This is a genomic window from Streptomyces sp. NPDC032091 (genome assembly GCF_055580265.1).
This window is the reverse complement of sequence record NZ_JBVILR010000028.1, coordinates 85,650-105,933: the sequence shown is the minus strand read 5'-3', so window position 1 is coordinate 105,933 and position 20,284 is coordinate 85,650. Positions and strand designations below refer to the sequence as shown.

The window sequence follows — 20,284 nt, the reverse complement described above, 5'->3', positions numbered from 1 at the left end:
AGACGATCTCGTTCGAAGGTCCACATGGCCCCAGATGAACGGAATGCAAGGTTCAGTCGACGGAAAAGCCGGGATGCGGCGGTACGGGGGCCCGGTGGGCTAGGGTGCCTCCCATGTACGCGCTCTCCAGCCAGACCTGGTGGTGGTCCGCTCCCGGCGGCCCGCCCCTCGTGCGTACCCACTGACACGAGCGAAACGAAGGCCGCCCCGAGGGGCGGCCTTCTGCGTGCACCCGCAGGTACCGGCCGTCCCTCCTCCCGACACCCCACCGGAAGGACGCCCGCCCCATGCACCAGTCCGACGCCGCCCCGTCCGTCGTCTCCCCCTCCGTCGTCTCCCCGTCCGACGCCGCCCCGTCCGGCTTCTCCCTCTCCCGGCTCCTCGACGACACCGCCCCGCCCTTCGCCCTGCTGCGCCGGCGCACCCCCGGCCGGGACCACGACACCGTCGAGGTGCTCCTCGGCCCCGTCCACCAGGCCGGACTCCTCGCCGACCTGCCGGTCCGCGCGCTGCCCACCCTCGCCCTGGTCCCCTTCCGGCAGATCCGCGAGCGCGGCTTCGACGTGCGGGACGACGGCACGCCGCTGAGCGTGCTCGCCGCCGAGGAGGCGTACGAGATCCCGCTCGCCGAGGCCCTCGCCGCGCTCCCGGACCACGGCGTACGGGTCGAGGGCGGCGACTTCGACGTCGGCGACGAGGAGTACGCCGCCACCGTCGAGCGGGTGATCCGCGACGAGATCGGCCGGGGCGAGGGCGCGAACTTCGTGATCCGGCGGACGTACGGGGGCCGGATCCACGGGTTCGGCCGGGCCGACGCCCTCGCCCTGTTCCGGCGGCTGCTGGAGGGCGAGCGGGGCGCGTACTGGACGTACGTGGTCCACACCCCCGACCGGACCCTGGTCGGGGCCAGCCCCGAGGTCCACGTCCGCATGACGGGCGGCACGGTCGTGATGAACCCCATCAGCGGCACCTACCGCTACCCGGCGGGCGGCCCGACCGCCGAGTCGCTCCTCGCCTTCCTCGGCGACCGCAAGGAGACCGAGGAGCTGTCGATGGTGGTCGACGAGGAACTCAAGATGATGTGCACGGTCGGCGACATGGGCGGCACCGTCGTCGGCCCGCGGCTGAAGGAGATGGCGCACCTCGCGCACACCGAGTACGAGCTGCGGGGCCGCTCCTCCCTGGACGTGCGGGAGGTGCTGCGGGAGACCATGTTCGCGGCGACGGTCACCGGCTCGCCGGTGCAGAACGCCTGCCGTGTGATCGAGCGGTACGAGCACGGGGGCCGCGGCTACTACGCCGGCGCGCTGGCCCTGCTCGGCCTGGACTCCTCGGGCGCGCAGACCCTGGACTCCCCGATCCTGATCCGCACCGCCGACATCGCCCCGGACGGGACGCTGCGGGTGCCGGTCGGGGCCACCCTGGTCCGCCACTCCGACCCGCAGGGGGAGGTCGCGGAGACCCACGCCAAGGCCGCCGGGGTCCTGGCCGCCCTGGGCGTACGGGAGGCCGCGCCCCGGCCGGCCCGCGCCGGCGGCGCACGGCTGGCGGACGACCCCCGGGTGCAGGCGGCGCTGGCCTCGCGGCGGGCGGACCTGGCGCCGTTCTGGCTGCGGATGCAGGAGCGGCTGCCCGCGGTGGCCGGGCACGCACTGGTGGTGGACGGCGAGGACACGTTCACGGCGATGCTGGCGCACGTGCTGCGGGCGGCGGGCCTGGCGGTGACGGTCCGCCGCTACGACGCGCCGGGGCTGCGCGAGACGGCGCTGGCCTGGGACGGCCCGGTCGTCCTGGGCCCGGGCCCGGGCGACCCGGCCGACGGGGCGGACCCCAAGATGCGGATGCTGCGCGGGCTGGCGGGCGAGCTGCTCGCCTCGCATCGGGGCGGGCTGCTCGGGGTCTGCCTGGGGCACGAGCTGCTGGCGGCGGAGATCGGCCTGCCCCTCGTCCGCAAGGTGGAGCCGGCGCAGGGGGCGCAGGTGCGGATCGACCTCTTCGGGCGGCCGGAGGTGGTCGGCTTCTACAACACGTACACCGCCGCCTGTGACGCGGAGGCCGAAGCGGAGCTGGCGGCGCACGGGGTCGAGGTCTCCCGGGACCCCGTCACGGACGAGGTCCACGCCCTGCGCTGCGGGGCGCGCGGTTTCGCGGGCGTCCAGTTCCACCCGGAGTCGGTCCTCACCCTGCGCGGCGCGCGCCTGGTCCGCGACCTGCTCCACTCCCTGACCCCGGCGGGGCGTCGGGCGTAGCCCTGCGGGGCCGGTCACCCGCCGCGCCGGGGCCGGACCACGGGCCGTTCCCTCGCTTTCACGCGATGCGGCCCGTGGTCCGGCCCCCCGCAGGGGCGGCGGCTCAGCCGAAGAAGACCCCGGCCTCCTCGTACAGCTTGGGGTCCACCGTCTTCAGCTTGGCGGTCGCCTCGGCGATCGGGACGCGGACGATGTCCGTCCCCTTGAGCGCGACCATCTTCCCGAAGTCCCCGTCGCGCACCGCGTCGATCGCGTGCAGCCCGAAGCGGGTGGCCAGCCAGCGGTCGAAGGCGCTCGGGGTGCCGCCGCGCTGGATGTGCCCGAGGACCGTCGTACGGGCCTCCTTGCCGGTCCGCGCCTCGATCTCCTTGGCCAGCCACTCGCCCACGCCCGACAGCCGGACGTGTCCGAAGGAGTCCCGGGAGACGGCGTCCTTGAGCACCAGGTCGCCGTCCTTGGGCATGGCCCCCTCGGCCACCACCACGATCGGCGCGTAGCTCGCCGTGAAGCGGGAGGTCACCCAGGCGCAGACCTGGTCCACGTCGAAGCGCTGCTCGGGGATGAGGATGACGTTCGCCCCGCCCGCCAGCCCCGAGTGCAGGGCGATCCAGCCGGCGTGCCGGCCCATCACCTCGCAGACCAGCACCCGCATGTGGGACTCGGCGGTGGTGTGCAGCCGGTCGATGGCCTCGGTGGCGATGCCGACGGCCGTGTCGAAGCCGAAGGTGTAGTCGGTGGCCGACAGGTCGTTGTCGATGGTCTTGGGCACGCCCACGCAGGGGATGCCGTACTCCTCGTACAGCCGGGCGGCCACGCCCAGGGTGTCCTCGCCGCCGATCGCGATGAGCGCGTCGACCTCGGCCTTTGCGAGGTTCTCCTTGATGGAGCGGACGCCGTTGTCCGTCTTGAACGGGTTGGTGCGCGAGGAGCCGAGGATGGTGCCGCCGCGGGGCAGGATCCCGCGGACGGCGGGGATGTCCAGCGGGACGGTGTCGCCCTCGACCGGTCCGCGCCAGCCGTCCTTGAAGCCGACGAACCCGTATCCGTACTCCTGGACGCCCTTGCGGACGACGCCCCTGATCACCGCGTTGAGCCCGGGGCAGTCGCCGCCGCCCGTGAGCACTCCGACCTTCATGGAATCTCCCTTCGCCATGACGGTCACGCTAGTGGTGACGCAGGTCACAGCGAGGGCTCTGGAGGGGGTAATTCCGGTGGAATTACGGGGCGTTGCGTACGCGTGTTCACTCGTAAGGGGAAGTAAGTACGACCGGTGCGGCCTTGCGCGTCCCCCTTACGCGTCGTCGAGCCCGCGTTCTATCGCGTACCGGACGAGTTCCACCCGGTTGTGCAGCTGGAGCTTGCCCAGGGTGTTCTGGACGTGGTTCTGCACCGTGCGGTGGGAGATCACCAGCCGCTCCGCGATCTGCTTGTACGACAGCCCCTTGGCCACCAGCCGCAGCACCTCCGTCTCCCGGTCGGTCAGCTGCGGGGCCTTCGGCTCGTCGGCGGCGGCCGGCGCCGGGTCGGTGGCCAGGCGCCGGTACTCGCCGAGGACCAGCCCGGCCAGGCCCGGGGTGAACACCGGGTCGCCCACGGCGGTGCGGCGGACCGCGTCGATCAGCTCCTGGGCCCCGGCGGACTTCATCAGGTAGCCGGTCGCCCCGGACTTCACCGCCTCCAGCACGTCCGCGTGCTCCCCGCTCGCCGACAGGACCAGCACGCGCAGCGCGGGGTCGGTGCCGACCAGCTCCTTGCAGACCTGGACGCCGGGCATACCGGGCAGGTTGAGGTCCAGGACCAGCACCCCGGGGGCGACGGCGCGGGCACGGCGCACCGCCTCCGGGCCGTCCCCGGCGGTCGCGACGACGTCGAACCCCGCGGCGGACAGGTCGCGGGCCACCGCGTCCCGCCACATGGGGTGGTCGTCGACGACCATCACCCTGATGCCGCCGAGCCCGCCCTCGGCGACGCCGCTGCCGCCGGCTCCGTTCCCGGCGCCGCTCTCGCTGTCGTTCACTGGGTCCTCCCCCTCGGTACTTTCAGTTCCACTTCGGTGCCCTGCCCGGGGACGGACACCAGCTCGGCGCTGCCGCCGAGGTCGCGCAGCCGGCCCCGGATGGACAGGGCCACGCCCATCCGCCCCTCGCCCTCCGCCTGGTCGAGCCGGCCGGCCGGGATGCCCGGGCCGTCGTCCCGTACGGTCACGATCACCTCGTCGCCCCAGTCCTCGACCAGGATCCAGGCGCCGGCCCCCTCCCCGGCGTGCTTGCGCACGTTGTCCAGGGCGGCGCCCACGGCCGCGGCCAGCTCCCGCGCCGCGGGCACCGGCAGCGGCACCGGGGCGCCCGGTTCCGCGAAGCTCACCCGGGAGCCGGCGTGCGGGGCCAGCAGGGAGCGCAGGTCCACCTCGCCCTCGTCGGCGCCCGGCTCGTCCACCTCGTACGTGTCCACCAGCGCGCCGAGCGACTCGTCGCGCGAGACCCGGGAGGGGCGGACCAGCCCGCTGGAGACCAGCGTGCGCAGCGCCACCTCCTGCTCCCCGGCCATCCGGCCGAGCTCGGCCGCCTCGCCGCCCAGCTCGGTGCCCCGCCGCTGGACCATGGCGAGGACCTGGAGGACCCCGTCGTGGATGTCACGGGCGAGGCGTTCCCGCTCACGGGTGGCGGCCTCGATCTCCAGGGCGCGGGCGAGGGTCGCCTCACTGGCCCGGGCGACCTCGACGACGTAGCCGAGGGCTATGGAGGCGACCCAGACCAGCAGGACGTTGTGCAGGGTGTCTCGGGTGGGGTCGCCGCCGTGGATGGCGATGTTGGCGACGGCCACGAAGGTGGAGGCGATGCCGGCCCAGCGCCACCCGCCCTTGAGGGCGAAGGCGAGGACCGAGCCGGCCGTCCAGATGCTGGGGAGGGTGGGGCCGCCCGCCTGGATGCGGGCGTGGGTGTCGGCGAGCGGGGTCAGGGCGATCCCCACGAGGGCGACCGTGAGGTCGGCGGCGAGGAACCCCCGGGTGCAGCGCACCGCCCCGGCCACCCGGCGCAGGGTGGCCGGCGTCCAGACGGCGAGGACGGCGAGGTAGCCGACCGCCACCCAGGGGCGGACGAAGTCCTTGTACGCGAAGGCGAACAGCAGGACCGCGTAGACCATGGTGAGCAGCCGGTACGCGGTCAGCGCCCGCCACAGCGGCTGCTCGACCGACATCCGTACGACGCGCTCGCGCTTCGGCGCCATCTCCCCCACCCCCGCCGCGCGGACGGCGGCAACGGCCGCCCGCGGGAACTACTCCGAGCCCTTGTCGGCCTTGTCGGCCCTGTCGCCCTTGTCCGCCTTGGCGGCGTCCTTGGCGGCCTTCTCCGCGTCCGCGATCTGCCGCTTGGCGGCGGTCGCGTAGATGTCGACGTACTCCTGGCCGGAGAGCTTCATGATCTCGTACATGACCTCGTCGGTCACCGAGCGGAGGATGAAGCGGTCCCCGTCCATGCCCTGGTAGCGGCTGAAGTCCAGCGGCTTGCCGATCCGGATGCCCGGGCGCATCAGCTTCGGGACCACCTTGCCGGGCGGCTGGATCTTCTCGGTGTCGATCATCGCCACCGGGATCACGGGAGCGCCGGTGGCCAGGGCCACCCGGGCCAGACCGCCGGGCTTGCCCCGGTAGAGGCGGCCGTCGGGTGAACGGGTCCCCTCGGGGTAGATACCGAACAGCTCGCCGCGCTCGATGACCTCGATGCCGCTCTTGATGGCCGCCTCACCCGCGCCGCGCGCGCCGGAGCGGTCCACGGGGAGCTGGCCGACGCCCTTGAAGAAGGCCGCGGTCAGCTTGCCCTTGACCCCGGGGGAGGTGAAGTACTCCGCCTTCGCGATGAAGGTCACCTTCCGGTCCAGCACGGCCGGCAGGAAGAAGGAGTCGGAGAAGGACAGGTGATTGCTCGCGAGGATCGCCGGCCCCTCGGCGGGAATGTTTTCGAGGCCCTCCACCCACGGCCTGAAGGCGAGCTTCAGCGAACCGCCGATGGAGAACTTCATTGCGCCGTAGATCAACTCGAAAGCCTTCCTGTGTCTGTCGATCAGACCATAACCCCTGGCTCCGCCGAGAGCCCCCGACGACCCTGGTCGGTGTCATCCCGGTCGCGTACGGTGAAGTCACACAGCGCGACGCACCCGTACGTACCCGTACCCCGCACGCGTCATGGTCATCGTCGAGTCGTTACGTCATCGTCCTCACCCATCAAGGAGACTGTGGTGCCCGTCCTCCCTGGAGCAGAGCCGTTCCGCCACGAGGGCGGAGAGGTGGGCGTGCTCCTCTGCCACGGCTTCACCGGTTCCCCGCAGTCGCTGCGCCCCTGGGCCGAGTACCTGGCCGAGCGCGGACTGACGGTCTCGCTGCCGCTGCTCCCGGGGCACGGCACGCGCTGGCAGGACATGCAGCTCACCGGCTGGCAGGACTGGTACGCCGAGGTGGACCGGGCGCTGCGGGAGCTGCGGGAGCGTTGCTCGCAGGTGTTCGTGTTCGGGCTCTCGATGGGCGGCGCGCTGACCCTGCGGCTGGCCGCCAAGCACGGGGACGCGATCAGCGGCCTCGTCCTCGTCAACCCGGCCAACAAGGTCCACGACCCGCTGGCCGTCGCCCTTCCGGTGGCCAAGCACTTCATCCGGTCGACGGCGGGGATCGCCAGCGACATCGCCAAGCCGGGCTCGGCGGAGGTCGGCTACGACCGGGTCCCGACGAAGGCGGCGCACTCGCTGCGCAAGTTCTTCCAGCTGGTGGACACCGAGCTGCCGCAGGTCACGCAGCCGGTGCTGCTGCTCCACAGCCCCCAGGACCACGTGGTCCCGCCGGTGGACTCGGAGCGGATCCTGGCGCGGATCTCGTCGACGGACGTCACCGAGACCCTGCTGGAACAGAGTTACCACGTCGCGACGTTGGACCATGACGCGGAGCGGATCTTCGCGGACAGCTATGCGTTCGTCGGGCGGCTCGCGGAGAGCGTCGGCAGGGAGGGGGCGGCCAGCGGTGGCTGAGCATGAGGAATCCTCCGGGGGTGTGCCCCCACTGGACGAGGAAGCGGCGTGGGCCGCGATCGTCGCCGGGTACGGGCAGGAGCCGCCGGACCCGCCGGGAACGCGTCCGTTCCGTCCGATCGAGAACCTGATGCTGCCGGAGGAGGACGTCCAGCCGGAGCCGCCGGCCGCCGCGCCGACGCCGCCGGCGGCTCCGACGGCACCGACGGCCCTGGGCAGCTCGGTGGTCTTCGCCCCGGGCGTCGGCGTCGGCCCCCGCGACCACTCCCCGGCCGAGCCGAAGGACGAGGACGCGTCGGGTGACACCGCCGACGAGGGCCACTTCGTCCCCCCGGAGCCCCCGGAACTCCCGCCGGCGGACACGACGGCGAAGTTCGCCTGGCTGGCGGTGGTCGGCGGCCCGGTCCTGCTGCTGCTGGCGGTCCTGCTCCAGTGGGACATGACCTGGTGGCTCACCACCCTGGGCGTCGGCGGCTTCCTGGGCGGCTTCGCCACCCTGGTCGCCCGCATGTCGGGCGACACCGATGACGACGACGACCCGGGCCGCGGGGCGGTGGTGTAGCGGGCGCCGTCGAGGACGGCGGGGCCTGCCCGGGACGGCGCTGGACGGCGGGGCGGGGCCGGGGGTGGGCGGGGTCCCCTTGAGCGGTCTCAGAGATGGGCTGGGGCTTTCCCGTCAGTCTCATCGTCCTTCCGTGTCGGGCCGGCCTGTCAAGGGCGCTCCTTCGTCGCGTCGCTACGCGATGGCCTTCGGCCACCCTTGACAGACCGTCCCGCCACGGAAAAACGAAGACTGCCGGGAAACCCCCAAAGAAACGGGACGGATGTTCATGGCAGATGCGGCCGTGTCAGGGAGCAGGCGAGGTCGTCGGGGGCCGGCAGACCGGGCATCCGGCCCCGTCGCAAGCGCAATCGGGGACGACCTACGCGTCAGATCGCTACGCGCTCCTCCCGGCCTAGCGTCCGCCGCCCGTCTGGGGTCGCTGCCGTCGCCCGGGGACGACGGAGTCGTCATCCGGGGCCGGTGGGCGCCCCAAATCGCTACGCGCTCCTCATGTCCCAGCGTCCGGCGGCCGTCTGGGGCTGATACCCGCACCAAAGGACGATCAGGACGACATCCGGGCCCTCCGGCGCCCCAAATCGCTACGCGCTTCGCTCATCTCAGCGTCCGGCGGCCGTCTTGGCTCTCTGACCGCACCAGACGACAAGTGGCAGGGCATCCCAGCCCACGACCACCCCTGGACGCCGAGACAAGAGGAGCGCGTAGCGATCTGACGCGCAGGGCAGCCCCGGATGTCGTCCTGATCGTCCTTGGGTGCAGGCAGCGACCCCAGACGGACGCCAGACGCTAAGCCGGGAGAAGCGCGTAGCGATCTGACGCGTAGGTCGTCCCCGAATGCGACTGTCGGGGCCGAATGGGATGTCTGCCGGCCCCCGACCACCCCGCCTGCTCCCTGATCCGGCCGGATGTCCTATGTACATCCGTCCCGTTTCTTTGGGGGTTTCCCGGCAGTCTTCGTTTTTCCGTGGCGGGACGGTCTGTCAAGGGTGGCCGAAGGCCATCGCGAAGCGACGCGACCGAAGGGAGCGCCCTTGACAGGCCGGCCCGACACGGAAGGACGATGAGACTGACGGGAAAGCCCCAACCCCTCCCTGAGACCGCCCCGCCGGGACCCCGCCCGCCCCGACCCGGGTCTGCTGCCCTGCTCCGCCCAGCGGGGTGCCGCCGGCCGCCCACCCAGCCGCACCCGGGGAGGGGGGTGGGCAGCCACCGGCCCGCCCCCACCCCTCGCGGGGGCGATGGCGGGCCCGCGCCGTGAGAGCCGTGGCCGGGCGTCAGCCGGCCGCCCCCAGGCGGAGCGCCGCCAGGACCGGGAGGTGGTCCGTTGCCGTGCGGAGGTCGGGGGCCGGGAGGCCCGTCGGGACGCCGCAGGCGAGGACCTCCACGCCCGGGGTCGCGAACACCGCGTCGATGCGGCGGGTCGGGGCGGCGGAGGGGAAGGTGTGGGCGCCGCCCCACGGGGCGGTCGTCCAGCAGTCCTGGAGGGTGTCCGACAGGCGGGTGAAGGCGGGGCCGCCCGGGGTTTCGTTGACGTCGGCGGCGGCGATCACGTGCGGGGCGTCCAGGGACGCGACCCGGTCCAGGAGGAGCTCGGCCTGGGCGGCGCGTTCGGTCGGGTCCAGGGAGAGGTGGGCGCTGACCACCCCGACCCGCGCCGAGCCGAAGCGGACCACGGCGGTGGCGAAGCCGCGCCGGTGCAGTCCGGGGGTGAGCGGGAGCAGGACGTCCTCGGTGCGCTCCACGAAGGCCCGTAGCGAGCACAGCAGCAGCGGCCCCGCCGCCGTCGCTCCGCCGCCCAGGACCACCAGGTCGGTCTTGGCGGCCAGCCGGGCGGCGTGTTTGCGCCAGCGGAAGAAGCGCGGGGCCTCCTGGACGAGGACCAGGTCCGGGGCGCAGGCGCGGATCACCCGGGCCAGCGCTTCCTCGTCGTCGCGCAGCGAGCGCACGTTGTAGCTGAGGACGCGGATGACGGCGGAGCCGTCCGGTTCGGTGAGGGAGGCGGGCAGGGCGTCGGGGACGGCGTCGGGCAGCGGCTGGGGCAGGGGCAACGTGTCGGGCACCATGTCCGCAAGATACGCAGCCGCCCGCCGCTCCCACAGGGGGCGCGGCGGGCGGCTCCGGAGGTGTCCGAGCGGGGCTCAGCCCTGGCGGGCCAGGTCCGCGGCGCCGACCAGGCCGGCCTTGCCGCCGAGCTGTGCGGCGAGCACCTGGGCGTGCGGGCGCCAGGCTCCGCCGATGAGCCAGCGCTTGAAGGACTTGCGGATCGGGTCGAGGACGAGGTCCCCCTCGTCGGAGACGCCGCCGCCGACGATGAACGCCGACGGGTCGAAGAGGGAGGCGAGGTCGGCGAGGCCGGCGCCGGCCCAGCGGGCCAGTTCGCGGAAGGAGTCGACGGCGACGGGGTCGCCCTGGCGGGCGGCCTGGCTGATGTGCCTGCCCTCGATGCCGTCGGGGGTGCCGTCGCCGAGGCCCAGCAGGACCGTGGCGTTCTCGGGGGTGGCGTTGGCGCGCTGCTTGGCGTAGCGGACGAGGGCGCGGCCGGAGGCGTACTGCTCCCAGCAGCCCTGGCTGCCGCAGCCGCACAGCAGGCCGTCGGGGACGACGCGGATGTGCCCGAACTCGGCGGCGACGCCGAAGCGGCCGCGGCGCAGCTTGTTGCCCATGATGATGCCGCCGCCGAGGCCCGTGCCGAGGGTGATGCAGATGACGTCCTCGTGGCCCTGGCCGGCGCCGAAGCGGTATTCGCCCCAGGCGGCGCAGTTAGCGTCGTTCTCGACGACGACGGGGAGGCCGATGCGCTGCTCGACCTTGTCCTTGAGCGGTTCGTGGCGCCAGTTGATGTTCGGGGCGAAGAGCACGGTCGCGCGCTTGTCGTCCACGTATCCGGCGGCGCCGATGCCGACGGCCTCGATGGTGTGGTTGCTGCTGACCTCGGAGACGGCGGCGCAGATGGCCTCCGTCACACCGTCCGCGGTCGGCGGGGTGGGCACCTTGTACGTCTCTAGGATGGTGCCCTCTTCGTCGACCACGCCGGCCGCGATCTTCGTGCCGCCGATGTCGACGCCGATGGTGAGTCCCATTAGTCCCTCGGTTTCCGGTCAAGCCCCGCCACGGCCAACCGTACCCGAGCCCGGCGGAGTCTCAGTCGAGATCGATCCGCTGGGCCGGGCCCTCGTCGGGTCCGCCGTCGTCGCCGTCGGCGGGCTTGCGGGGGGCGGGGGGCTCGTCGTGGACCCAGCGGCGTTCGTGGCTTTCGACGGCCGAGCGGTAGGCGGCGAGCAGTTCCGATCCGGCGGCCGCGAGGTGGCCGAAGACCTCGGGATTGCGCTCGATGACGGGCTTGGCGGCGCTCTTGGCCTGGTTGACGAACTGGCGTACGGCGCCTTGGGCGGCCGCGGCGAGTTCCGGGTTGTTGAGGGCGGAGACCTTGTCGGCGACGGCTCCGAAGAGCTTGAACAGTTCCTCGGCGGCGGTGCCGGTGGCCGCGCCCGTCCCGGTGTCCCGCTCGCGCTCGGCCCGGCGGCGCTCCCGTTCGGCGGCGAGGTCCTCGGCGCAGGCCTTCGCCCAGGCGTCGTCGTCGGTGGGGCGGTCGGTGGCCTCGCTCATGGCGGACTCTCCTGCGGCGGCTGCGGTAGGGGCTACTTCCGACGGTACCCGAACGGGGGTGCGTGCCCGCGTACGCGTCTCAGCGCGAGCGGGGCCACAGCTGCGGGTCGGGGGTGAAGCGGACGCGGAGCACCCCGTCGGTGAGGGCGGCGCCGGAGACGGTGCAGCGGCGCAGGGCGGAGGGGAGGGAAACGGTCCTGCGGTAGGGGCCCACCGCGAGGAGCAGCTCGTCGCCGCGCCGGATCAGGTCGAGCTCGCTCTTGCGGGCGCCGGGCAGGGGAACGGCCCAGACGAGCACCCCGTCCTCGGCGAGCCGGTCCTCGACGGGCCAGCCGGGGCGGGCGGCGGCGGCCGGGGTGGGGGCGGGGGCGATGCCGTCGGCGGTGGCGAGCTCGTCGGGGCCCTCGGGGTCCCGGCCGAGGTGGGCCAGGGGGACGACGGCGAGGTCCCGCTCCCACCGGGTCAGGTGCTCGGCCTGCCGGGCGGCGAGCCCGGCCAGCCAGGGGTCGGCGGAGTGCCGCGGGACGAGCCGGTTGGCCACCAGGTCCTGGACGGGCAGCTCGTACAGGGCGAGGCCGAGCAGGCCGGTGCGCAGGGCGGCGTCGGCGGCGGGTCCGGGCTCGGCGACGAGGCGGACGCGGGTGGTGGGTGCCTCGACGACGGCCTGGACGGCGGCGAGCTCCTGGTCCCAGCGGGCGGCGGTCTCGTAGAGCCACTGGGCGGGCATGGGGACCCCGGCGAGCTGGGCCAGTACGGGGCGCAGGGCGCGGGCCGCCTGGCGTTCGGCGGGCAGCAGGCGGGCGAGGTGGCGGCGCAGCTGGGCGGGGAGGGCGAGGGTGGTCAGGGTGTGGTGCAGCGGGGGCATGTCGACGACGACGAGGTCGGTGCCGGGCGCGGCGGCGGCGCGGCGCAGGCCGCGCAGGAGGGCGAACGGTTCTGCGCCGGGGAGCTCGGTGAGTTCCTCGGCGCCGAGGGGGCTGCCGCCGAGCATGCCGAGGAGGGTGGCGCCGCGTTCCTGGAGGGCGGCGAGCTCGGTGCGGAACTCCTCGCCGGAGTCGATGCGGGCGAGGCGGAGCCGTTCGGGGGCGGGGGTGGGGGCGCCGGCCCAGGGGTCGTCGGCGCACAGCAGGAGCACGCGCTGCCCGGCGCGGGCCGCGGCGAGCGCGGTGGCGGCGGCGACGGTGGTGCGGCCGGCGCCGCCGGGGCCGGTGACGAGCAGGGTGTGCGGCATGCGGTGCTCCGGGTGGTAGATCGTCCTCCCCCGCACGCTACGCCGCGCCGCGGCGGCCCCGGGCCCGGGGTCGCCGCCTTGCGGTGGCCTCGCCGGGGCCCCGGGCCGGTGGGCGCGCGGGCCGCTGCGCGGGGCGGAGTCCCCTACCCGCCCTTCCACCGTTCCCTGGGGGCTCCGCCCCCAGACCCCGGCGCCTCGAACGCCGGCGGGGAGGTCAGGCCGTCGACTCCACGCGCTTCTTCAGGCCGGCCAGGGCGCGGTCGATGATGACCTTCTCCGCCTTGCGCTTGATCATGCCGAGCATCGGGATCTTGACGTCGACGGTCAGCTGGTAGGTGACCTCCGTGCGGCGCCCGCCGTCCAGCGGGGCGAGGCGGTAGGAGCCGTCCAGCTGGCGCAGCATCTGGGACTTGTGGAGGGTCCAGGAGACCTCGTCCTGGCCCTTCCAGCTGTAGGACAGCGTGTGGTCGTCCTTGATCGCGCCGGCGTCGAGCAGCAGCCGTACCTTCTCGGCGCGGCCCTCGGCGTCGGTGGACAGCACCTCGGCCTCCTTCACCTCGCCGGTCCACTCGGGGTAGCGGGCGAAGTCGGCGATGACGGCCATGACCGCGGCCGGCGAGGCCTCGATCGTGATGCTAGAGCTGGTGTGTTCCGCCATCGCGGTCGCTCCTCCGGGGGAGAGTGTTCGGCAAGGGTGCGGGGGCCTCCCGCCGCCGCGTGAAGGCTACCGCGCGTGGGGGTGCGGATACTGCGGGGCCCCGGCGTGGAGGCGTGTGGTCACCACTCCAGGGCCCAGGGCGTCCCCGTCGCCGCGAAGTGGCCCACGTTCACGCACTCCGTGGCGCCGATCCGCATCCGCCGTGCCAGCGGCTGGTGGACGTGGCCGAAGAGGGCGTAGCGCGGCCGGGTGCGGCGGATCGCCGCCAGCAGGGCTCCGCTGCCGCGCTCGAAGCGGCGCGCGACCGTGTCGTAGCAGAGCTCGGGGACCTCCGGCGGGATGTGGGAGCAGAGGACGTCGACTTCGCCGAGGGCCTCGACCTTCGCCGCGTATTCGTCCTCGTCCACCTCGTAGGGGGTGCGCATCGGGGACGGGAGGCCGCCGCCGACGAAGCCGAAGACGCGGCCGCCGATCTCCACGCGCTGCCCGTCGAGGACGGTGGTGCCCGGTCCGGCGTACTCGTGCCACAGGCCGGGGACGTCGACATTGCCGTAGGTGGCGTACGTCGGGGTGGGGAAGGCCGCGAACATCTGCGCGTACTGGCGCCGGACGGCGTCCTCGATCATCCGGTCCCTGTCCAGCCCGTCCCACAGCCGGCGGCCGAATTCGCGCGCTTCGGCGAAGCGGCGCGCCGTGCGCAGCTCGACGATGCGGTGGGCGTTCTCGACCCCGAAGAGGTCGGGGAAGATGCCGCGGGAGTGGTCGGCGTAGTCCAGGAAGAGGACCAGGTCACCGAGGCAGACGAGGGCGTCGGCGCCGTCGCCGGCCCGTGCGAGGGCCTCGGTGTTGCCGTGGACGTCGCTGACGACGTGGACCCGTGTACGCCTCTTGCTGGCACCCATGCCGCCACCCTAGGGGTGCCGCCGCCCGCCGGGTAGAGGGGGGCTCGCAGGCGGCCGGACCTGCGGTTACTTCCGAGTCCTGGAGCCGGTCGACTACTGTCGGCAGCGCTGTGGCGACGTTTGCGATGCACGGCGAAGTCCAGAATGTGACGCACGGAACATCTGGCCGGTTCCCTCTATCGGGAACCCACTACCGGTGGGTAACGTCCGGTCGGTCCACACGGTGGCGATGGCGCCCAGAGGAGCAGCAGTCTTGCGCGAGTTCAGCCTTCCGGCCCTGTACGAGGTCCCGTCGGACGGGAACCTGACGGATCTCATCCGCCGCAACGCCGCCCAGCACCCAGACACCGCCGTCATGAGCCGCAAGGTCGACGGGCAGTGGCGCGACGTGACCGCGACGGAGTTCCTCGCGGAGGTCCGGGCCGCCGCCAAGGGTCTGATCGCGTCCGGCATCCGGCCCGGCGACCGGGTGGCGCTGATCTCCCGCACCCGCTACGAGTGGGTCCTGTTCGACTTCGCGATCTGGAGCGCGGGCGCGGTCACCGTGCCCGTGTACGAGACCAGCTCCCCGGAGCAGATCCAGTGGATCCTCGGGGACTCCGGCGCCGTCGCGGCCATCGTGGAGAGCCCGGGGCACAGCGCGAACGTGGCGGCCCTGCGCGACCGGCTGCCGGAGCTGCGCGAGGTCTGGGAGATCGAGCAGGACGCCTTCGGCGCGCTGAAGGCGGCCGGGGCCGGCGTCCCGGACGCGGACGTGGACGCCCGCAGCTCGCTGGCCAACGCCGACGACCCGGCCACCATCGTCTACACCTCGGGCACCACCGGCCGCCCCAAGGGCTGCGTGCTGACCCACCGCAACTTCTTCGCCGAGTGCGGCAACGTCGTCGAGCGGCTGAAGCCGCTGTTCCGTACCGGCGAGTGCTCGGTGCTGCTGTTCCTGCCGGCCGCGCACGTCTTCGGCCGCCTGGTGGAGGTGGCGGCGGTCCTGGCGCCGATCCGGCTGGGCTGCGTACCGGACATCAAGAACCTCACCGAAGAGCTCCAGTCCTTCCGGCCCACGCTGATCCTCGGCGTGCCGCGCGTCTTCGAGAAGGTCTACAACTCGGCGCGCGCCAAGGCCCAGGCCGATGGCAAGGGCAAGATCTTCGACGCCGCCGCCGAGACGGCCATCGCCTACAGCCGGGCCCTGGACCTGCCCTCGGGCCCGTCCTTCGGCCTGAAGCTCAAGCACAAGATCTTCTCCAAGCTGGTCTACAGCAAGCTGCACGCCGTCCTCGGCGGCCGCGGCGAGTACGCGATCTCCGGCGGCGCCCCGCTGGGTGAGCGCCTCGGCCACTTCTTCCGCGGCATCGGCTTCACGGTGCTGGAGGGCTACGGCCTGACGGAGACCTGCGCGGCCACGGCGTTCCTCCCCTGGGACAAGCAGAAGATCGGCACGGTCGGCCAGCCGCTGCCGGGCTCGGTGCTGCGCATCGCCGACGACGGCGAGGTGCTGGTGCACGGCGAGCACGTCTTCAAGGAGTACTGGAAGAACGAGGCGGCCACCGCCGAGGCGATGTCCGACGGCTGGTTCCACACCGGTGACGTCGGCACCCTCGACGAGGACGGCTACCTGAGGATCACCGGCCGGAAGAAGGAGCTCATCGTCACGGCGGGCGGCAAGAACGTCGCCCCCGCCGTGATCGAGGACCGGATCCGGGCCCACGCGCTGGTCGCCGAGTGCATGGTGGTCGGCGACGGCAAGCCGTTCGTGGCGGCGCTGGTCACCATCGACGAGGAGTTCCTCGGCCGGTGGGCCGCGGAGAACGGCAAGCCGGCCGGCGCCACGGCGGCGGACCTGCGCGAGGACGCGGACCTGATGGCCGCCGTCCAGAAGGCCGTGGACGACGGCAACGCGGCGGTCTCCAAGGCGGAGTCGGTGCGGAAGTTCCGTATCCTGCCCTCGCAGTTCACGGAGGAGTCGGGCCACATCACGCCGTCGCTGAAGCTCAAGCGCAATGTGGTGGCGAAGGACTTCGCGGACGAGATCGAGGCCCTGTACCGGTCCTGACCCCGGTCAGTGCGGGTCCTCGGCCAGGATCCGCTCCATGTTCCGCTCGGCGAGGGCCGTGATCGTCACGAACGGGTTCACGCCGAGCGAGCCGGGGACGAGCGAGCCGTCGGTGACGTAGAGCCCCTGGTAGCCCTTGACCCGGCCGTAGGTGTCGGTCGCCTCGCCGAGGACGCAGCCGCCGAGCGGGTGGTAGGTGAAGGTGTCGGCGAAGGCCTTGTTCTCGCCGAAGAGGTCGTAGCGGTACATGGTGAAGTTCCTGAGGTTGACGCGGTCGAAGAGGTTCTTGGCCGCGGCCACCGAGGGGGCGTTCTGGTCGCGGGTCCACCGCAGCCGCGCCGAGTCGGTGGCGGCGTCGTAGGTGAAGTGGCCGCGTTCCGGGTTCTTGGTGATCGCCAGGTACATCGAGATCCAGTGCTCGATGCCCATGGGGAGCGGGGCGATCTCCGCGAAGACCGGGTTGGCCGCGTTGTCCCAGTCGTCGATGCCGAGGGCGGGCATGGTGGCCTGGTTGGCGCCGACGGTGTCCCAGAGGTGGTTGGCGCGGGCGGTCATGACGTTGCCGTTGGTGCCCCAGTTCTGTCCGACCCGGTCGCTCAGGGCGGGCAGGGTGCCGGTCTCGCGGGCGCGCAGCAGGATCTCGGTGGTGCCGAGGCTGCCGGCGCCGAGGAAGAGCCGGGCGCAGCCGAGTTCGCGGACCTGGGTGACCTTGCCGGTGACGTCGCTGGTCCGGACGGTGAGGACGTAGCCGCCGGCCGGGTCCTGGCGGACGCCGACGACGCGCTGCATGGTCTCGATGGTGACGTTGCCGGTGCCGAGGGCGGCCGCGAGGTAGGTCTTGTCGACGCTCTTCTTGCCGTGGTTGTTGCCGTAGATGACCTCGCCGGCGAGCGCGGACTTCGTGGCCGTCCCGGCGGCTTCGCGCCGCATGTAGCCGAAGTCGTAGACGTTGGGCACGAAGGTGGTCTTCAGGCCGGTGTTCTGGGCGTGTTTGCGGGAGATCCGGGCGAAGCGGTACCACTCGGTGGACTCGAACCAGTCGGGGTCGATGCTGTTGACGCCGAGCATGGCGCGGGCGCGGGGGTAGTAGGTGCCGTACATCTCGTCGGCGTCGACCTGGGGCAGCACCTCGGAGAAGTAGGAGCGGCGGGGCGTGGGGGCCATGCCGCCGTTGACGAGGGATCCGCCGCCGACGCCGCGGCCGACGTAGACGGACATGTCGCCGTAGTTCACGCGGTCGAGGACGCCGGGGTAGGGGCTGATGTCGCGGTTGACGACGTCCAGCCAGAGGAAGGTGGCGAGGGGGGCCTCGGTGCGGGTGCGGTACCACATGGAGCGCTGGTCGGGGGCGCTGGTGGACGGGAAGACCTTGCCGTCGGGGCCGGGGGTGTCCCACAGCCGTCCCATTTCGAGGACGACGGTGCGGACGCCGGCCTGCCCGAGGCGGAGCGCGGCGACGGCGGAGCCGTAGCCGGACCCGACGACGATGGCGGGGGCGTAGCGGGCGGCGGCCGGGGCCTCGGCGGCGGTCGCGGTGGTCAGGCCGATGCGGGTGAGGCCGAGGGCCGCGGCGGTGCGGAGGGCGGCGAGGCCGAGTTGACGACGTGTCAGTTCGGGTGTCATGGGCGCATGATGAGCGGATTCCGCCGAAGCGGCCATAACGCGGCGTGCCATGTTTCCGAGTGACAGTCAGCCGTGTCTCCCCGGCCCGGCTACAGGAGCTCGCGGAGGCGGGACGCCAGGAGGTCCCAGCGCCACTTCTCCTCGACCCAGGCGCGGCCCGCCGCACCCATGCGGGCCCGCAGGGCCGGGTCCTGGAGGAGGGGCACGATGCGGTCCGCCGCCGCGGCGGGCTCGCCGCCGCGGACCACCCACCCCGTCTCCCCCGGCAGCACCGCGTCCGGCGCGCCGCCCGAGTCCCCGGCGACGACCGGCAGGCCGGTCGCCGAGGCCTCCAGGTAGACGATGCCGAGGCCCTCCACGTCCAGCCCGCCCCGCCGGGTCCGGCAGGGCATCGCGAAGACGTCGCCCGCACCGTAGTGGGCCGGCAGCTCCGACCAGGGGACGGCGCCGGTGAAGACCACCGAGTCCGCGACCCCCTTCGTACCGGCCAGCGCCCGCAGGTCCGCCTCGTACGGGCCGCCGCCCACGATCAGCAGGACCGCGTCCGGCACCTGCGCCAGGATCCTCGGCATCGCCTCGATGAGCGTGTCCTGGCCCTTGCGCGGCACCAGCCGCGAGACGCAGACGACGACCGGGCGGTCGCTGAGCCCGAGCCGGGCGCGGACCTCGGCACCGCCGGAGCCGGGGTGGAAGGTTTTCTCGTCGACGCCCGGCGGCAGTTGCACCATCCGCGCCGCCGCCGACGCGGTCAGCGCCGAGGCGATCCGCGAGCGCGTGTACTCGCCGAGGTAGGTGAGGGTGTCGGTGCCCTCGCCGATCCGCCGCAGCAGCTGCCGCGCGGCCGGCAGCTGCGCCCAGCCCGCCTCGTGCCCGTGGGTGGTGGCGACCAGCCGCCGCGCGCCCGCCCGGCGCAGCGCGGGGCCCATCAGGCCGAGCGGGGCGGCCGCCCCGAACCACACCGACTCGCAGCCGTGTTCGCGCAGCAGGGACACCGCCCGCCGGGTCACGCGGGGCGTCGGCAGCAGCATCGTGGTGCGGTCGCGCACGACGGTGAAGGGCTGCTCGGCGTCGAAGGCGGCGGTGGCCGCGCGGCCCTCGGCGCTGTGCTTCCAGGTGGAGGCGTAGACGACGACCCGCTCGGGGTCGAGCCGCAGGGCCATGTTGTGCAGGAAGGCCTGGATGCCGCCCGGGCGCGGGGGGAAGTCGTTGGTCACGATCAGCGTCTTGTGCATCCCCGCCAACGTACCGGACGGCTAGCCGAGATCGTCGCGCAGCGCCTGCTGCCAGGCCCGGGTCAGGGCGGGCAGGTCGGTGTCCAGGGCCTGGCCGAGGGCGGTGGGCAGGGGTTCGCGGCCGGCGCGTTCGTAGAGGCGGACCAGCGCCGCGTCCCCCCAGCGGGCGGCGATGAGCCGGCAGGCCAGCCAGGCGCCCTCGTAGGCCCGGGCCATGGCGTCCTGGTCGCCGCCGAAGGCGAAGGCCGCGTCCGCCGGGAGGGCGGCGGGCAGGTCGCCGAGCCGGACGGCCCGCGCGAGGGTGGGCGCGGCCTCGGCCGGGCCCAGGGGGCCCTGCCGGTAGGCGGCCCAGTCCGCGAAGCCCTCGGAGAGCCACTGCGGGGTGCGGGCGGTGGTGGCGGCGCGGGTGGCGACGTGGGTGGTCTCGTGGGTGAGGACGACCTGCCGGCCGGCCTGCGACAGCTGCGCGTAGCCCTCCGGGTTGACCACGACCCGGTCCGCCGGGGCGGGGCCGCCGCCGGTGGCCCCCGTGGTGACGGCCCCCAGGCCCCGGTAGGCGTCGGCGGGGCGTCCCAGCAGGGCGGCCATCGCGTCGAGCGTGCGGGGGACCAGGACCACCACCCGGCCCGCCCACGGCCGGGGCCAGGCGGCGCTCACCGCGGGAACGGCCAGGTCCGCCTCGGCGGCGATCCCCGACAGGGTCTGCGGGCTCTGGCCGACGCCGAGGACGAGGGAGTGGGCGCCCCGTACGACGGCGACCGGGTCCGGCTGGTCCCACAGCTGCTGCGGTGCCCCCGGGGAGGGCCGTTCGGCGGCGACCCGCCAGGCCCCGCCACCGCCGCCGCCACGGGTCAGCACCAGCTCGCGGGCCGATCCGGCAGGGGCGCTGTCGTAGCCGGCGAGCCGGTAGCGCAGTTCGGCGTGCGCGTAGGCCCGTGCGCCGTCGCCCCGGACCGAGGTGACCTCGTAGGACCAGCCCTCCAGCGGGATCGCGGAGAGCCGCTGCGGCGGGGCGGAAGCCCAGTCGGCGACGGCCCGCCGTACCGCCGCGTCGACGGGCGGGGCGGGCGCCGCGCACCCGGCCGCGGCCGCGGCCGCGGGCGCGCACAGGGCCGCCGCGAGCAGGCGTACGAGGGCGCGGCGGTCGGGATCCAT

Annotated in this window: 17 protein-coding genes; 4 read left to right on the top strand and 13 right to left on the bottom strand. The window is 73.6% G+C overall.

The features are described from left to right. Window positions 1–287 precede the first annotated feature (287 nt). Window positions 288–2,249, top strand: coding sequence for an anthranilate synthase family protein (locus tag ACZ5NJ_RS33055; protein ID WP_468769826.1), 1,962 nt, complete (start codon window positions 288–290; stop codon window positions 2,247–2,249). Between the two features lie 103 nt (window positions 2,250–2,352). On the opposite strand, the gene ACZ5NJ_RS33050 is transcribed toward ACZ5NJ_RS33055, so the two are convergent. From ACZ5NJ_RS33050 to ACZ5NJ_RS33035, 4 genes are all read right to left on the bottom strand, one after another. Continuing rightward, on the bottom strand, window positions 2,353–3,384 hold the full coding sequence (locus tag ACZ5NJ_RS33050) for a 6-phosphofructokinase (protein WP_468769851.1): 1,032 nt from the start codon (window positions 3,382–3,384) through the stop codon (window positions 2,353–2,355). A 156-nt stretch (window positions 3,385–3,540) separates the two neighbouring features. Further along, entirely contained in the window at window positions 3,541–4,185 is a 645-nt protein-coding gene (locus ACZ5NJ_RS33045; protein ID WP_468769850.1) for a response regulator, read from the bottom strand. A gap of 77 nt (window positions 4,186–4,262) precedes the next feature. After that, window positions 4,263–5,477 carry a MacS family sensor histidine kinase gene (gene macS, locus ACZ5NJ_RS33040; RefSeq protein WP_468769824.1) on the bottom strand — a complete coding sequence of 405 codons (1,215 nt, stop codon included), beginning with the start codon at window positions 5,475–5,477 and terminating at the stop codon, window positions 4,263–4,265. Between the two features lie 48 nt (window positions 5,478–5,525). Further along, window positions 5,526–6,284: a lysophospholipid acyltransferase family protein gene (locus tag ACZ5NJ_RS33035; protein ID WP_468769823.1), complete on the bottom strand. Its 759-nt coding sequence runs from the start codon at window positions 6,282–6,284 to the stop codon at window positions 5,526–5,528. A gap of 201 nt (window positions 6,285–6,485) precedes the next feature. On the opposite strand from ACZ5NJ_RS33035, the gene ACZ5NJ_RS33030 reads away from it, so the two are divergent. Both ACZ5NJ_RS33030 and ACZ5NJ_RS33025 read left to right on the top strand, forming a co-directional pair. Beyond that, window positions 6,486–7,265, top strand: coding sequence for an alpha/beta hydrolase (locus ACZ5NJ_RS33030; protein ID WP_468769821.1), 780 nt, complete (start codon window positions 6,486–6,488; stop codon window positions 7,263–7,265). After that, window positions 7,258–7,827, top strand: coding sequence for a hypothetical protein (locus ACZ5NJ_RS33025; RefSeq protein WP_468769819.1), 570 nt, complete (start codon window positions 7,258–7,260; stop codon window positions 7,825–7,827). The genes ACZ5NJ_RS33030 and ACZ5NJ_RS33025 overlap by 8 nt, the downstream gene beginning before the upstream one ends. A gap of 1,274 nt (window positions 7,828–9,101) precedes the next feature. On the opposite strand, the gene ACZ5NJ_RS33020 is transcribed toward ACZ5NJ_RS33025, so the two are convergent. From ACZ5NJ_RS33020 to ACZ5NJ_RS32995, 6 genes are all read right to left on the bottom strand, one after another. After that, window positions 9,102–9,890, bottom strand: coding sequence for an endonuclease/exonuclease/phosphatase family protein (locus tag ACZ5NJ_RS33020; protein WP_468769817.1), 789 nt, complete (start codon window positions 9,888–9,890; stop codon window positions 9,102–9,104). 75 nt (window positions 9,891–9,965) lie between these two features. After that, entirely contained in the window at window positions 9,966–10,907 is a 942-nt protein-coding gene (locus tag ACZ5NJ_RS33015) for an ROK family glucokinase (protein ID WP_468769816.1), read from the bottom strand. Window positions 10,908–10,968: 61 nt separating this feature from the next. Continuing rightward, complete coding sequence (locus ACZ5NJ_RS33010; protein ID WP_468769815.1) at window positions 10,969–11,433, bottom strand: DUF5304 family protein; 465 nt, start codon at window positions 11,431–11,433, stop codon at window positions 10,969–10,971. 79 nt (window positions 11,434–11,512) lie between these two features. Beyond that, window positions 11,513–12,664, bottom strand: a complete 1,152-nt coding sequence (locus ACZ5NJ_RS33005) for an ArsA family ATPase (RefSeq protein WP_468769814.1) — start codon at window positions 12,662–12,664, stop codon at window positions 11,513–11,515. Window positions 12,665–12,878: 214 nt separating this feature from the next. Then, window positions 12,879–13,322: an SRPBCC family protein gene (locus ACZ5NJ_RS33000; protein WP_468769813.1), complete on the bottom strand. Its 444-nt coding sequence runs from the start codon at window positions 13,320–13,322 to the stop codon at window positions 12,879–12,881. 119 nt (window positions 13,323–13,441) lie between these two features. Continuing rightward, window positions 13,442–14,224 (bottom strand): metallophosphoesterase family protein, encoded by a 783-nt coding sequence (locus ACZ5NJ_RS32995; RefSeq protein WP_468769811.1) that lies wholly within the window; start codon window positions 14,222–14,224, stop codon window positions 13,442–13,444. Between the two features lie 253 nt (window positions 14,225–14,477). Here ACZ5NJ_RS32995 and ACZ5NJ_RS32990 point away from each other — a divergent pair, with 253 nt between their 5' ends. Beyond that, window positions 14,478–16,274: an AMP-dependent synthetase/ligase gene (locus ACZ5NJ_RS32990; RefSeq protein ID WP_468769809.1), complete on the top strand. Its 1,797-nt coding sequence runs from the start codon at window positions 14,478–14,480 to the stop codon at window positions 16,272–16,274. A 6-nt stretch (window positions 16,275–16,280) separates the two neighbouring features. Here the strand turns inward: ACZ5NJ_RS32990 and ACZ5NJ_RS32985 are convergent, their stop codons facing one another. From ACZ5NJ_RS32985 to ACZ5NJ_RS32975, 3 genes are all read right to left on the bottom strand, one after another. Beyond that, window positions 16,281–17,897, bottom strand: a complete 1,617-nt coding sequence (locus ACZ5NJ_RS32985) for a GMC oxidoreductase (RefSeq protein ID WP_468769807.1) — start codon at window positions 17,895–17,897, stop codon at window positions 16,281–16,283. An 89-nt stretch (window positions 17,898–17,986) separates the two neighbouring features. Next, window positions 17,987–19,129, bottom strand: coding sequence for a glycosyltransferase family 4 protein (locus tag ACZ5NJ_RS32980; RefSeq protein WP_468769806.1), 1,143 nt, complete (start codon window positions 19,127–19,129; stop codon window positions 17,987–17,989). Window positions 19,130–19,150: 21 nt separating this feature from the next. Further along, complete coding sequence (locus tag ACZ5NJ_RS32975; protein ID WP_468769805.1) at window positions 19,151–20,284, bottom strand: hypothetical protein; 1,134 nt, start codon at window positions 20,282–20,284, stop codon at window positions 19,151–19,153.

Coding starts and splice junctions, on each gene's coding strand:
- ACZ5NJ_RS33055 (WP_468769826.1), top strand. CDS start 288: ATGCACCAGTCCGACGCCGCCCCGTCCGTCGTCTCCCCCTCCGTCGTC.
- ACZ5NJ_RS33050 (WP_468769851.1), bottom strand. CDS start 3,384: ATGAAGGTCGGAGTGCTCACGGGCGGCGGCGACTGCCCCGGGCTCAAC.
- ACZ5NJ_RS33045 (WP_468769850.1), bottom strand. CDS start 4,185: ATGGTCGTCGACGACCACCCCATGTGGCGGGACGCGGTGGCCCGCGAC.
- macS (WP_468769824.1), bottom strand. CDS start 5,477: ATGGCGCCGAAGCGCGAGCGCGTCGTACGGATGTCGGTCGAGCAGCCG.
- ACZ5NJ_RS33020 (WP_468769817.1), bottom strand. CDS start 9,890: ATGGTGCCCGACACGTTGCCCCTGCCCCAGCCGCTGCCCGACGCCGTC.
- ACZ5NJ_RS33015 (WP_468769816.1), bottom strand. CDS start 10,907: ATGGGACTCACCATCGGCGTCGACATCGGCGGCACGAAGATCGCGGCC.
- ACZ5NJ_RS33010 (WP_468769815.1), bottom strand. CDS start 11,433: ATGAGCGAGGCCACCGACCGCCCCACCGACGACGACGCCTGGGCGAAG.
- ACZ5NJ_RS33005 (WP_468769814.1), bottom strand. CDS start 12,664: ATGCCGCACACCCTGCTCGTCACCGGCCCCGGCGGCGCCGGCCGCACC.
- ACZ5NJ_RS33000 (WP_468769813.1), bottom strand. CDS start 13,322: ATGGCGGAACACACCAGCTCTAGCATCACGATCGAGGCCTCGCCGGCC.
- ACZ5NJ_RS32995 (WP_468769811.1), bottom strand. CDS start 14,224: ATGGGTGCCAGCAAGAGGCGTACACGGGTCCACGTCGTCAGCGACGTC.
- ACZ5NJ_RS32985 (WP_468769807.1), bottom strand. CDS start 17,897: ATGACACCCGAACTGACACGTCGTCAACTCGGCCTCGCCGCCCTCCGC.
- ACZ5NJ_RS32980 (WP_468769806.1), bottom strand. CDS start 19,129: ATGCACAAGACGCTGATCGTGACCAACGACTTCCCCCCGCGCCCGGGC.
- ACZ5NJ_RS32975 (WP_468769805.1), bottom strand. CDS start 20,284: ATGGATCCCGACCGCCGCGCCCTCGTACGCCTGCTCGCGGCGGCCCTG.